This window comes from Vibrio sp. RW, assembly GCF_027587105.1.
GTDB classification, from domain to species: Bacteria; Pseudomonadota; Gammaproteobacteria; order Enterobacterales; family Vibrionaceae; genus Vibrio; species Vibrio toranzoniae.
This window is the reverse complement of record NZ_JAPPTM010000009.1, coordinates 13,251-26,915: the sequence shown is the minus strand read 5'-3', so window position 1 is coordinate 26,915 and position 13,665 is coordinate 13,251. Positions and strand designations below refer to the sequence as shown.

Sequence of the window (13,665 nt, the reverse complement as noted above, 5' to 3'; positions counted from 1 at the left end):
ACATTGAATCTAAAAGGAACCTTGTTGATGCTGAAATATTTACTGACACTTGCTGCTACATGTATTAGCACACTGTCATTTGCCGAAGTAACAACCGTAACCGATGTACTTGGACGTGAGGTGACGTTTGATTCGCCAGCTCAGCGAGTTGTTGTGGGGTTCTACCCTGAAGACTACATGGCCATCGGTACAGAAGCGGCCTATGACAACGTGGTAGGTATGTCAAAGTACATTTGGCAGGCACGCTCAGCGAGCTGGAAAGCGTATGTGACACATCGACCATCGCTTGATGATATACCAGAAATTGGTCGCGTAGATACCAACGCTTTTTCTATGGAGAAGGTAATCAGCCTGAATCCAGACGTTGTCATGCTTGCGGATTGGCAGTTCAAAGCTCTGACATCAGACGTTGAACGTATGAAGAATGCCGGTATTGCCGTTGTTGTCGTAGATTACAATGCGCAAACCGTTGAACGCCACGTTCAGACTACGAAGCTAATTGGTGAAATCACTGGTCAGCAAGAGCGTGCAAAGATCATTGCCAATGAATATCAAAAGAATGTTGAGATGATCGGCGAGCGATTAGCGAAAGCAAACCTAGATAAGCCCAAAATTTACACCGAGTACGGCGCTTCTGGTGTTGATGAAGTTGGTTATACATTTGGTAAAAACATGTGGGGCGCTATCGCAACAATGGCAGGGGGTGACAACATCTCCTCTCCATTTGTGGAGTGGTGGGGCAAATTAAACCCAGAACAAATCATCGCTGCTAACCCAGATGTGATTGTAATGACAGGCTATGAATCTGGCAGTGCAGATGACGCAATGATCATGGGGGAAGGTGTGGAGTCTGCATTGGCAAAAGAACGATTAGCAGGATTTAAAAACCGTATCGGTTGGTCTTCAATTTCTGCAGTAAAAAATAATCGTATGTACGCAGCTTACCACGGTGCTTGCCGTACCATTATTGATGGCTCCTTGATTCAATTTTATGCAAAAATCATGTACCCAGACGTATTCAGTGACCTAAATCCAGAAGCAGAGTACGAAGCATTTTATGCCAAGTATCTACCAATAAAACCGGCTGGCACATTCATGACAGAGCTCTAATCTTACCCTGTAATACCTGACAAGCTGGCCGATTAATTTTAGACAACGCCATTTCTGAGTTCACACCTTGAAGCTTCGGGAACAAAAAAGCGTACATACCATTATAGAGTGTGTACGCTTTTCATTTATATAGAGACATCACGAATAAAGGGCTATAACTCACACCTCCCCGAATAGATACTTTTTCTACTGTTTACTCAAATTACGGGGGAGCCCTTCTATTAAGGTTGCTTATCGATTATTTAACCGAGGTGACTCGACTTACTTTCTCACCGCTTTCAGAGATAGAGCGGATGTAAGTTTCACCAGAAACCGATGGACGTTGCTGCTCATCATACGTTAGCCAGTTTTCACCATCAGCAGAGTATTGCAGCTCTACACCTGGGAATTGAACGTTCATCGCCAGTTTACCATCAACAACCTGAGCACCTGGAACTGGTAGTCGGTAATCAATACCCGCTTTTTCTAGCTTAGCCAGTTCACGTTGACCAACAATATTCGCGAAGCGATTGAAGTCGCTGTTTAGAGCCTGCTTATTCACTAGGTTAGTTTCTTGAGAATATTCAACGCCCACTTTGTAGTCGTTTTCCCAATCTGCTCTGTGCCATGCGCGCTCTGCTGCTGCCAATACGCGAGGGAACACCATGTATTCATATTGCTCGTCAGTACGTACTGTTTCAGACCAAAGTTGTGCAGACAAACCATAGAAAGGTTTCGCTTCAATTTCGCCTTTACCAGAGAAGCCATTGCCGTCACGGTCTAATGATGTTTCTGCGTTTTGTGGCATGTTTTCTGGTGCGAAGCCAAACATCTTGCGAGTATCGGTTGCACGCGTTGCCCAGTAGTAACCGCGCTCTGCTGCATCAACTTCGTATGGCATATCCATGTATACGTAGTCTGGGTTAGAAACAATCACGTCATACCCTTTTGCTGACCAATCGTATACTGATGAAGTGCCGCCCCAGTAAAGAACATCCCAGAAGTTTACGCGAGTGCTTTCGGTTGCAAATGCTTTCTCGCCTTCGCTGTATTTCAGGCCATCTTGCCATGCTTGGAAATGAGGAATGCCTTTGTCAGCAACAATCTTAGATACCTGCTCTGCAAAGTGACTTGGCAAGTGACCGAAGTCGCTGACAGTACCATCAGCGATCAAAGACTGACACTGTGGAGACTGTTGGAATGGCTTATCTTGCTTAGACAAATCGATGTTGCCTTTCCAAGCCACTTTATCTTCTGCGTTAATATCTTGTAAGCCTGCGCCTAACTTGATGTTTTTCGCTTCATCGCCGCCGAAGTGCCAAGTCGTTAGTGGAACGCCCGCTTCTTGGTGCATTGCCGCCACTTCAGAGATCACTTTATCGACAAAGTGAGTTGAAGACTCCATACATGGGTTAATGAAGCTTTGCTTATCGTAGAACTGAACCGTGGTTACATTTGATGTATCTTGTGGATCCATCAAGCGGTATTCATTTGCTTCCGCTTCTTTACCTTCCGCCATTAGGCGAGTGTAACGCGCTTCCATTGATACCACAGCAGAACGAGCGTGTGCTGGCATATCAATTTCTGGAATTACTTCGATGCTGCGCGCTTTTGCGTAGCTTAAGATCTCGACGTAATCCGCTTTACTAAAGAAACCAGAGCCAAAGTTGTCTGTTGTTGGACCTGAACCTAGCTGAGGCAGTAAACAGCTTTGCTCATCCAAATCAAAACAACGATTAGACCCTACATCCGTTAGCTCTGGTAAACCTGGGATTTCTAAACGCCAGCCTTCATCATCTGTTAAGTGAAGGTGCAGTTTATTCATCTTGTATGCTGCCATTTGGTCTAGCGTTGCTAGAATGGCATCTTTTGAGTGGAAGTTTCGAGCAACATCCACCATCACACCACGGTAATCAAAGCGCGGTGCATCTTTGATCGACAGTTGTGGTAATGATTCAGCGTTCTGACTGTCTATTAGGCCAAAAATAGACTGAACTGCGTAGAAAGCACCTGTTTTATCAAACGCTTTAATCGCAACCCCCTCTTCCGAGATGCTTAGTTCATAAGCGCCAGATTTTGCTAAATCACCCGTAAACTGAGTAGGAACAACGGTAACACTTACTGGAAGGTCACCACTCACATCTACGTTTACCACACCTGCACGTTCTTCAATTGCAGCGAACTGATCAGCATCGAATGCGTCTTTTGGTAGGGCAATACCACCAGCAATGCTCACAGATCCTTCGCCCGCTTCTACCGACATTGGCGTTGGTAGTAGCGTTGTTGATACATCTTGAGTTGCTAGATCAGCATTCTTTTCGAAACGCGTCACCGCTGTAGCCATTACGTTATTGTCATCAGGTGTACGTTTAAGGTTGTTACCCTCTAGACCCGTTACAAACGACGCGACGTCTTCTGTATTCAGTGAAGCAATCATCTTTGGTTCTGCATTTGGCGCAGTAACAAATGCACCCGGCATGAAGTCGGTTTCAAACAGTTGCCAGTATTCACTCGTCAGCGGAAGAATCACTTCTTCACCCGCCGCAAAGCCATCGAACTTATCTGTAGGTTCTAGTTTGTGTAGGTCACCCGTGACACGAGTGATTTTAAATTGTTCATTATCAACATCTAAGATAAGGCGAATACTATGGAAGTAGATGGTCCAATCTTTCGAATCAATCGCTTCACCGTCATTGGTCAGGGTCATGTTCACTTTGTTACATGAAGCCCATTCAGCGCCGAGATCCTGACAAGCCATACCTTCATTCGCACCGTGATTGGTTAGAATTTCATATTGCACATCAAGGTTATCAGCCAGTGCATTAACCACCAGTTGTTCTGGTGCTTGTGTTGCCGCACAACCCGCTAGGCCAGCTAATACCGCTACAGATAGTAAGTTTCTCTTCAACATCGTATTCACCCATAAATTTAAAAAATTGAGTAAGAAGCAAAGTGGCGCGCTTCTGAAAGTTAGATAAACTATATGGCCTTATTTTTTTGCGTGAATTAAATCAAGCCAATTCAGTGATCGGCTTCAAATCTCAAAAATACTGATAAATTTAATCTAAATAAAATCATAAGGTTATACTTAACGACACTTCCGTCACTTTTGTTTTGACGTAATAACTGAGAATGAAATCACAATCTTTTCACAGGATTTCATAAAATCGTGTCGTTCGTAGAGAGAAAAGTTTTAGAGTTTGCTCGTGTTGTTATACTTTTTGTACAAACAACGTGACATTGTTCTCAAAAAAAACCGTTAAAAAACTCCGTCAAAATCTTTTTTAACGAGTTTATGTCTTTCTAAAGGAGCTTTCTTTGCGCACATTCTTGTACCTTACGCTACTCACACTTGCCTTTTCAGCAAAGCAAGCTGTCGCCGAACCTCTTTATTGGCAAACCAAAAAGGATGATCTGACCCTCACTATCTTAGGTTCTGTGCACGTTGGGGATGAGAGCATGTACCCGCTTCCCATACAGATCACTGACACGTTAAAAGAGAGTGACGGATTAATTGTCGAGACGGATATAAGAAAGACAAAAGGCGTGGTATATCCCACGACCACAGTGACCACGGGTGATGTATTAAACAAACAACAAAAACAATTATTAACGAGCATCTCAAAATCATTGGATATACCAACCCAGCAGCTACTTAGTTCCCCCCCTTGGGCAACCTCTCTCTCCATACAGATGCAGCAGTTGAAGAATCTTGGTTATGGTTCGGCTGACGGTGTTGATGCCACACTCGCCTATAAAGCAGCAATCGCGGATGTTCCCGTCATCAGCTTAGAGGCTCTACAATTTCAAATAGACCTCATCGCAGGGCAGAAAGATTCCGGTAAAGAGTGGCTAGTCAGTAGCCTTGAAGAATTTGACCAAACTGATGCTGTGGTTCACTGCCTAATTGAAAGTTGGAAAGCCGGTGATATCACCAAGCTTGAGGACTTTGCAGAGCTTTCTGAAATGCCCACCGAGCTTGAGAAAGCATTTCTAACGGATCGCAACGTTGATTGGGCAAACAAACTATCTGCCAATGACTGGAAACTCGATTCGAAAGGACACTACGTGCTGGTCGTCGGCACTTTACACCTGATTGGCGAAGGCAACCTTTTACAGTTATTAGAAGATAAGGGGTTCAGTGTCACTCAACAATCACAAAGCCAAAAGGCCCAGTGTCAATTTGAGGTTAGTGTCGACGGCTAGCTCAATTCGATATCATAGTCTTGACGGAATATAACCATTACCGAAATAACAGAACCCGTACTTTTTCTTCCCTTTCGCTCTTGAACTGAACGTTTTATGAGTCGAAAAAAAATAGGGCTAAGGGAAAGATCCGTTTTCCGCATAACCCTATTTTGCTACTTACTTGGTTATTTAAAGTATGTCAGTGCTCGCTTCTGAATAACGAGCAATAATTGGGTTTTCAAGCGCATTCGGGTCACCTGGTGACCACATTCCGCGCTTCATGCCTTTTACAATCAGATGTATGACAGCCGCATCAATCGCCGACATCACAGCAATATTTACGGGTTCGTTCTGGCTATAGCCCATTTCAACTTCTAACAATTCTTTGTAATCAACAAATCGAAATGCACCGAAGCCTATCTCATGAGAGGAGATGGTTTTGGTCGTTGTCACACTCAGTAAAACCTGACCCGTTCTCACATCAACCGCTCTTAAGTTGACGGTCACTTGGTCTGTTCTGTACTGCCCGGAACCACCAATGCCTAAATACTTGGCCCCCGCTCCTCCGGTAACGATGTTGGAGTCGTAAGCCACAATGCCACCTTCAATGACAATATTAGCGGAACTCAACGAGGTTAAATCGGCTCCGTGATTGTTCACTACCTTGTCTTTCTTTTGAGCTGCACGAATAATCTTACGTTCCGTCAGTAGGTTTTGTAAGCCTTCACGCTCTAAAGGTACAAACCATTGAGAATCGATCAATGATGTCGTTAACAACGATGTGCCCCCCTGCGGCACTGCGGTTGAAAAATTACTATTTGGTTGTGGCTTATATTGCCCAGTTTGGTCTCTGAAATCGTAAACAGACACCAATATTTTGCCTCGTGGTTGAGGTAAAGAAATGAGGTCAGTATAAGTTGAACCTCTCGGCATAAGCTTGGGCGTTTCAGAAGTCTCTGGAATTTGCATAGAGTAAGTACATCCCCCCAACACAAAGGCCAGAAAGACGATGGCTATCGATTTCATAACACAATCCTTGTGATTAGAGGTCTGGGTTTAGTCCCGAAACACTGATTTCTGTTGATTCTCCTGTCGCTTTATCGACGATTTGAACTAGCAAGGTGCCTGAGTCATCAACAATATTAAGGAAAAAGTCATCCGTTTCTAATTGCCCTGTATTCCCACTCCCTACATCCGCAAGTAACTGGCTGATCAAACGTGATTCCAAGCTTGAAGCCAGCCGATCTAAAGCGGACTCACGCTCACCAAAAATATCCCTTGCACTCGGATCATCATAATCATTAATGGCATTAGCGTGGTTAAAAAGGTGAGAACTGTTTAAAGCATTCCCTCCAAAACTTGGGTTTACGGGCGTATAGACTAACTCGCTCGAATAAACCGAAGGCGAAACTAGCAACGCAATCAGCGCTACTTTTCTGAAAAATATCGACATCCTTGGCTCCTTAAAATTCATCATGGTCTAGATCGTAAGTATCTTGGAACAGCCGCTCTGCTTGCCATCGGATAATATAATTTCCGACCACTCTTGTAGCATCATCTGCACGCTCTTTCGCTTGCCTGCGACCTGGGGATAACGCTGTGCGAAAGATAGGTTTCCTAGAGTGTTGAACCTCTATAATGCTTCCAGATAACGCCGTTGGCCTCTCTCTTACCGTCAAGTTTTCCTTGAGGTTGGGATAGCTATCATTGAGCGATTGCGAAAAGAAAAAATAGAAATCCTCTCCAAGACGCGTGATGGTTCTATCCACGATGATTCCATCAACTTCACTAAAATCATTAAATTTTTCTTTGAGGTTGCTTGTTGACTCCTCAAGTTTCTTTCCATTTTCTAACGGGGCACCATTTTCAAGACCATGACTTTTATCTCCGGCATGAACAACAAAAGAGAGAAAAGTAATTGTAAGTAGCTTGAGTTTCATATTGGCTCCCATTCAAAGTCCATTTACAAAATGAGAAAGTGATTCCCTGAATCCAAGTTAAGCGTAATTCGTGCTTACAGTGGCATATATAAACTTTTGAATTAATTACCATGGGAAATTAATTAACTAAGGTAGGTGGGAAGCGGGAAAATACTAGTTACATTGCATATATGCAATTAAATATTTTCAACTATAAGTTTATAGCTACCCATAAATTGAAAGCCTAGGATTTCGTTAAGATAAAGATTCACTCACTTCTCTACGTTTTTTATTTTTGTAGAGATCACAACCACGAACACTTTAAGGTAAAGATAATGATAATTAGGCGAAAATCACTTATCGGCTTAACTTGTTTATACTTGTTATCAGGAGGTTTTAATAATGCTATTGCTTCAAATGTAGAGGGGGATTTTTTATATCATGTTAGTCAAGATATTATTAATGATTATAATGATTTGGGAAATTTATCCTCTGGAGACTTAGATAATTATTCAGAAATAAATATATCTAACGCCTTTGATTCAACAGCAATAATAAAACAAAGTAGTACTGGTATTACCGCGAACAACAGAGCGAAGATAACACAACGCGGGGGATCTAATTCCGCATTTATAGGGCAATCAGGGAGAGACAATACAGCCTTGGTTAACCAAAATGGTTCAAATAACGATGCAGTAATTGGACAACTCGGAATAAACTCGGAAGCGCTTATTTCCCAAGACGGAAATAACAATTTGGCGGTAATAGGACAAGCAAACTTCTCTAGGCAGAGTAGCCAATTAAGTATTGACCAAACAGGCAATGGCAATAAAGCATATTTGGCAGGGGCTGGGGGGAGTAATTTGGGTATTTCTCAAGATGGACATGACTTTGCAATAGTAAACGCGTCTAGTTCAATGAGAATTCACATCAATCAAGCAAATTAGCGTGCAGTATGGAAGCTTGATTCACCGTTGCTTCTCGATGAAGCAGCAACATAGTCGACATGGAAATGTATAAGGAAACAACTTATGAAACTTACACAAATTGGAATGTTAGTCGGTGCCATCATTAGTTTGAATGTAGCTCACGCAGATCCGCTACCCGCTCCCTATCCAGCTACAGCTCCTGGAACTGGAGTGATTGAAGGCACAACCGATCTTGGTATTGACGCAGCCCTTACCGCTGCTGCTGGCGGAGTAACTATCCCCTCAGCTAGTGACAACACAGCGCTTTGGCAAATGGGTAATGGTGACATGGCTAATGTAACTATTAATCAAAACACGTCAGGCACAACAGATGGTCACACAGCATTGGTCGATACGCACGCGAGTTACAAATCTGATGTAGTCGTTGAACAAAGCGGTAACCTAAATGGAGCACATGTTCAACTTAGAGGTTCGTATAACAATGCTCTAATTGACCAAAACGGACAATCTAACCAAGCACGCGTTCAAGTTGAGCAATACGGTAACTTTAACGATCTTCGTGTAACACAAATGGGTGATGATAACATTTCCGTTACCGTAGCTCTTGGAGGAGCAGACAGCAACAGAGCCGAAACGACTATATATGGCGATTCAAACCAAACATATACAGAATTCAGTAACGGTGACGTTGACTACAATAACGCTGCAATTGATATCAGCGGTGATGACAACTACGTGCAGACTATTGTTAATAATAGCGTAGGTGGTGGTGATTGGAACGATGTCGACATTGATCTAATGAACAGTGACGATAATAGAGTATTCGTTCTACAAACAGGTTCTCATTCTGATGCGGTCGTTCAATTACAAAACAGTAATATGAACCAATTTACGGTTGAACAAACATCACATGATAGTGCTGTCGTATTAGGTAATGGTGCTTACGGTAACGTAGGTATTATTTACCAAAATTAATATGAAGTACAACATCTATATTAAAACGGCGCTTGTCGTCGTTTTATTTAATTTTTATAATTTAAATGGATTTTCTTCAGATTTAAATTCAGTACAGTGCCTAGTAAAAAATGAAAAACTAGTGTTAACCTTTGATAACATTATGATATCTTCATTTACGTTAAGTACAAAATCCAATTCTAATTTTAATCAAAATACAAATAGCGGTATTACAACACTGATTATGAATATAAATCAATTCCCTGCAGTTCTAACATTGCATCCCATTGGCAATAAATGGCAAGTGCAACCCGATTGTACGTTAAATAAACTAAAATAATAGCACTTAACTAAGCATGATCTCTCGACCTGAATATTGATTCACCCTTACCATCAATATAAAACCAGACTCATAACAAAGATTAATAATTACCCCTGGATATTAGAAAAAAATCAATATGTGCTATAAGCTATAGATCCTATAGTTTAGGTAATGAGTCATTAAAAGGAGTTCCACATGGCAAAGTTGGAGGCTCATAACGCCATTTTACTTGCAGAAAACAACCTACAATCAACACTGCTTAAAGAGTCAATCGAACAGAAAATAAATATAAGTATCAAGCTCATATCGCCAGAAAGATTGAGAACCACAACACTAAAAAACCAAGAGTTGGATCTCATTATTATTGATTACCCAACAATGACGAAGCAATACACTGAAAAGTACCAAGAACTTAAAGATGACGTGGCAAGTGACGTTCATGAAGTACTCCTCAATACCCCACATGATTTCCCTCATTCAGAAATGTTAAAATGGCAATATTTGGTCGGTATTTTTTATGCCTCTGACACTCTTGATAAGCTCGTTACCGGCTTTGACTGCATTTTACAGGGTGAAATGTGGATGAGTAGAAAGCTCATCTATCAATACATAAGCTTTTATAGAGATAGACAATGCGCAAAAACGAGTCCGTACTATTTAAAACTCACCAAACGCGAGCAACAAATTATCAAGCTGCTCGGTGAGGGCGCGTCCAACACTCAGATCGCCGACACACTCTATGTGAGCGAAAATACAGTCAAGGCACACTTACACAACACATTTAAGAAAATCAAAGTTAAGAATCGACTACAGGCTCTAATTTGGGTAAAGAATAATGTCGCTACCAGTGAGTTCGTTCAGTAGGCTACCGCTCTTAATTACACCTTAAGGCTTACTACACTTATCAAACTGTTTAGCTAACAGCATCAAATTCAAACAGTCGCTATTCACGATTTAGGAGTGCAAAGAGGCTATAACTCCTCTATCGAAAATAAGGGCTATACCTTTCTTTAATGTGGTCAACAAAGCGCTTATTTTGAACATCAGGCGACCCCTTACTTAGGTTCAAATCCTATTTTCAATACTCTAAAACGACGAAAGCCTGCTCAATGAGCAGGCTTTCTTTAATGTGGTCGGTGAAGAGGGATTCGAACCCCCGACCCTCTGGTCCCAAACCAGATGCGCTACCAAGCTGCGCTATTCACCGAGATATCTAACGGGCTTATTGCCTGTCGATGCAGCGTATAATACGGATTCTGAATTTATCCGCAAGGGCTTTTTTCACTCTTTTTTACAAAGTTGAATCATTCGAACAAAAGACGTACAACCTAACGCCTAACGTGACGAAAAACACACACTCACCAACAAATATTTAACTTATGAAACAGGATTGATCCAGATCAGTGAATCAATAATGCCACTTAATACACTAAGTAGTGTCATATAACTTTGAGGTATACACATGGACTTTTGGCTAGAACTCCTATTTGGTAATGCGGTGGGGCTATCTTCAATGATAGTAATCTTCGGGGCTTTGGGTCTCATGATGTTCTATGGAGGTTTCTTCATCTACAAAGTTATGACTGACAAATCTCCTCATTAGAATTGCTCAGCCTAACTCATTTACTTTTAAGTATCATTCTTGATAGGTAAACGTTAAAACGCTTTGCACCGGAGTAGGCTTCTTGTCTTCTCCGGTTTTTTCATTTTTAAACACCATACTAACTTAGGTATACTTACCCTACCCTTATCCAACTTGAGATACCCGCTATGTCTCATGATGACGACTTAGATCTATTCCAAGAAATGATGGGCGATGTTAAACGTATCGACAATGACACCGCCGAACACCAGAAAGTACACCGAGTCACAGAATCTCATCTTGCCAAACGTGAAGCTGCTATGTGGCTGTCTGATGACGAGAAAGATTATCTATCGCTCGACTATTCTCCGATGTTAAAGCCTGATGATGTTATCGCCTATAAAAAAGATGGCGTGCAAGAAGGCGTATTCAAGAAACTGCGCTTAGGTAAATACCCAATTCAAGCTAAGCTCGATCTGCACAGGAAAACACTGAAAGATGCTCGTAATGAAGTACTTTCATTTTTACGTCAATGTCTAAGAATGGATGTGCGCACCGTGATTATTGTTCACGGTAAGGGTGAGCGCTCTAACCCACCAGCCATGATGAAAAGCTATGTGGCAAATTGGCTCTCGCAAATTAATGATGTTCAGTGTGTTCATTCAACACAGCAATTTCATGGTGGCACAGGTGCCGTTTACGTCATGCTGAGAAAAAGTAATGACAAGAAACTCGAAAATAGAGAGCGACACCAGAAACGATCGAGTTAATGCATGTTATGTCGATAACACCAGCTACACGTTCTTTAATGTTCTAACCTGGTGCGCAATAGATATTTAGTGCCGAAGTACACTCTAGGTGCTAAAATTGTCGTCAGTTAACGAATTCAAACGTAAAGGCAACTATCCTGTAGTTGCTTTTTGTTTATCTAAATTTCCGTTGTGAAACGCTAAGAGAATATCATGTCACAAGAATCCCAAGCTAAACGCCTTAATAAGTACATCAGTGAAACTGGTTTTTGCTCACGCCGCGAAGCCGACAAACTCATTGATGCTGGCCGAGTTACGATTAACGGTAAGATCCCTGAAATGGGTACTAAAGTCATGCACGGTGATGATGTTGAGATCGACAATAAACCTGTCCGCTCGAAAGAGAAGCCTATCTACATAGCTCTTAATAAACCAACAGGTATCACCTGTACCACTGAGCGTGATATTCCTGGCAACATCGTCGACTTTATCGGCCACCATAAGCGTATTTTTCCTATCGGTCGTCTAGATAAGCCCTCAGATGGTCTAATATTTTTGACCAATGATGGCGATATCGTCAATAAGATCCTACGTGCAGGTAACAACCACGAAAAAGAGTATATGGTTCGCGTTGATAAGCCGATTACAACTGAATTCTTAGAGAAAATGGCGTCGGGCGTGCCAATTTTGGACACCGTTACTTTGCCATGTAAGGTAGAGAAAGAGACCAAATTCTCGTTCCGAATTACGTTAACGCAAGGCCTTAACCGCCAGATTCGTCGTATGTGCGAAGCTTTAGGTTATGAAGTTTTCAAACTACGTCGTGTTCGCATTATGAATATCTCTTTAGATGGTATTCCTAATGGCAAATGGCGTTACCTGAGCGAAGAAGAAATCACTGACATATTAGCGATGTGTGAAGGTTCGGTAAGCACTGAAGATGCGTCAAAGATAAATGCAAAAGGTCAGCGAATCCGTAAGGCAACCGATGCTAAGTTATTTGATAGCCGCGAGGAAAATGAAACCTCAACAGCGCGCCGCAATAAAACAGAGAACCGCACTCGCACGTACCGTGGTAATAATGCGGATGAATTTCGTCATGCCCCCAATTCAAAGCGTGGTCGTAGTTCGTCGAATAGTGAAAGCGGCGGCAATACCGAGAACTGGAAATCGAACTCTCGTTCAGAGCGCTCTAATTCAGATCGCAATCGTACAGACCGCAATAACAACGATCGTAGAAGCGGTAAACCGGCAAACCGCAGCCAAGATTCAAGCAGACCGAACCAACCTGCACCAAAGCGTGTTGGCGGAACACTAGGACTGAAAAAGTAGTCATCATTCATCCTAAATGTGCAAACCCATTTCAGAATGAACACTCTATATAGAAACGCCCACTAGGTTAGCCTAGTGGGCGTTTTTGTTGGTCATTCGATAATTTTATCGCTATGACGACAACCTATAAACATAGATCAGCAAACTGGCCGCGAGTCAGTAGTGCTAAGTCTTGTGGATCTAGCTCGATTTCCAAGCCCCTCTTCCCTGCACTCACACATATCGTTTCAAAATCTGTAGCACTGCAATGAACAAAAGTAGGCAATGCTTTTTTCTGCCCAAGTGGGCTGATTCCACCAACCACATAGCCTGTGGTTTTCTGTGCAATATCAGGATTAGCCATCTCTGCCTTTTTGCCTTTCGCCGCTTTTGCTGCAAGCTTTAGGTTTAGCTTTTGATCCACAGGGATAACCGCCACAGCCAAATCTTTAGCAACACCGTTCAAACAAAATAGCAACGTTTTGAATACGCGTTTCGGGTCCTGACCAAGAGCTTCCACGGCTTCTAATCCATAATTAGTATTATTCGCATCATGATGATATTGATGCACGCTATGAGCGATTTTATTTTTCTTGGCAAGATTAATAGCAGGAGTCATAAC

General features: G+C 42.2%; 13 protein-coding genes and 1 tRNA gene. 8 read left to right on the top strand and 6 right to left on the bottom strand.

Going from position 1 to position 13,665, the window contains the following annotated elements; translation table 11 throughout:
• Nucleotides 1-27 precede the first annotated feature (27 nt).
• Nucleotides 28-1,110 carry an ABC transporter substrate-binding protein gene (locus OCT63_RS10250; RefSeq protein WP_269983673.1) on the top strand — a complete coding sequence of 361 codons (1,083 nt, stop codon included), beginning with the start codon at nucleotides 28-30 and terminating at the stop codon, nucleotides 1,108-1,110.
• Between the two features lie 238 nt (nucleotides 1,111-1,348).
• On the opposite strand, the gene OCT63_RS10245 is transcribed toward OCT63_RS10250, so the two are convergent.
• Nucleotides 1,349-4,000, bottom strand: coding sequence for a beta-N-acetylhexosaminidase (locus OCT63_RS10245; protein ID WP_269983672.1), 2,652 nt, complete (start codon nucleotides 3,998-4,000; stop codon nucleotides 1,349-1,351).
• A gap of 407 nt (nucleotides 4,001-4,407) precedes the next feature.
• On the opposite strand from OCT63_RS10245, the gene OCT63_RS10240 reads away from it, so the two are divergent.
• Nucleotides 4,408-5,295: a TraB/GumN family protein gene (locus OCT63_RS10240; protein ID WP_060467255.1), complete on the top strand. Its 888-nt coding sequence runs from the start codon at nucleotides 4,408-4,410 to the stop codon at nucleotides 5,293-5,295.
• A gap of 171 nt (nucleotides 5,296-5,466) precedes the next feature.
• Here OCT63_RS10240 and OCT63_RS10235 read toward each other — a convergent pair whose 3' ends face one another.
• From OCT63_RS10235 to OCT63_RS10225, 3 genes are read right to left on the bottom strand one after another with little or no spacing between them, the layout of a single operon-like run.
• Nucleotides 5,467-6,303, bottom strand: a complete 837-nt coding sequence (locus OCT63_RS10235; RefSeq protein WP_060467254.1) for a CsgG/HfaB family protein — start codon at nucleotides 6,301-6,303, stop codon at nucleotides 5,467-5,469.
• Nucleotides 6,304-6,319: 16 nt separating this feature from the next.
• Entirely contained in the window at nucleotides 6,320-6,730 is a 411-nt protein-coding gene (locus tag OCT63_RS10230) for a curli assembly protein CsgF (protein ID WP_060467253.1), read from the bottom strand.
• Nucleotides 6,731-6,740: 10 nt separating this feature from the next.
• On the bottom strand, nucleotides 6,741-7,217 hold the full coding sequence (locus tag OCT63_RS10225; protein WP_161674779.1) for a curli production assembly/transport protein CsgE: 477 nt from the start codon (nucleotides 7,215-7,217) through the stop codon (nucleotides 6,741-6,743).
• A 314-nt stretch (nucleotides 7,218-7,531) separates the two neighbouring features.
• Between OCT63_RS10225 and OCT63_RS10220 the strand changes: the two genes are divergently transcribed.
• From OCT63_RS10220 to OCT63_RS10210, 3 genes are all read left to right on the top strand, one after another.
• On the top strand, nucleotides 7,532-8,143 hold the full coding sequence (locus tag OCT63_RS10220; protein ID WP_161688025.1) for a curlin subunit CsgB: 612 nt from the start codon (nucleotides 7,532-7,534) through the stop codon (nucleotides 8,141-8,143).
• A gap of 84 nt (nucleotides 8,144-8,227) precedes the next feature.
• The gene (locus OCT63_RS10215; RefSeq protein WP_161688023.1) at nucleotides 8,228-9,100 is read left to right on the top strand and encodes a curlin; all 873 of its coding nucleotides are present in this window, start codon (nucleotides 8,228-8,230) and stop codon (nucleotides 9,098-9,100) included.
• 496 nt (nucleotides 9,101-9,596) lie between these two features.
• Nucleotides 9,597-10,265, top strand: coding sequence for a LuxR C-terminal-related transcriptional regulator (locus OCT63_RS10210; protein WP_060467249.1), 669 nt, complete (start codon nucleotides 9,597-9,599; stop codon nucleotides 10,263-10,265).
• A 266-nt stretch (nucleotides 10,266-10,531) separates the two neighbouring features.
• Here the strand turns inward: OCT63_RS10210 and OCT63_RS10205 are convergent.
• Nucleotides 10,532-10,608, bottom strand: a tRNA-Pro gene (locus OCT63_RS10205).
• 255 nt (nucleotides 10,609-10,863) lie between these two features.
• Here OCT63_RS10205 and OCT63_RS10200 point away from each other — a divergent pair.
• From OCT63_RS10200 to rluF, 3 genes are all read left to right on the top strand, one after another.
• Nucleotides 10,864-11,004 carry a DUF3149 domain-containing protein gene (locus OCT63_RS10200; protein WP_017056811.1) on the top strand — a complete coding sequence of 47 codons (141 nt, stop codon included), beginning with the start codon at nucleotides 10,864-10,866 and terminating at the stop codon, nucleotides 11,002-11,004.
• Nucleotides 11,005-11,171: 167 nt separating this feature from the next.
• Entirely contained in the window at nucleotides 11,172-11,753 is a 582-nt protein-coding gene (gene smrA / locus OCT63_RS10195; protein ID WP_017056810.1) for a DNA endonuclease SmrA, read from the top strand.
• A gap of 192 nt (nucleotides 11,754-11,945) precedes the next feature.
• A complete protein-coding gene (gene rluF / locus OCT63_RS10190) occupies nucleotides 11,946-13,064 on the top strand; it encodes a 23S rRNA pseudouridine(2604) synthase RluF (protein WP_269983671.1) in 1,119 nt (372 codons plus the stop codon).
• Nucleotides 13,065-13,188: 124 nt separating this feature from the next.
• Here the strand turns inward: rluF and ybaK are convergent, their stop codons facing one another.
• The gene (gene ybaK / locus OCT63_RS10185) at nucleotides 13,189-13,662 is read right to left on the bottom strand and encodes a Cys-tRNA(Pro) deacylase (RefSeq protein ID WP_269983670.1); all 474 of its coding nucleotides are present in this window, start codon (nucleotides 13,660-13,662) and stop codon (nucleotides 13,189-13,191) included.
• Nucleotides 13,663-13,665 lie beyond the last annotated feature (3 nt).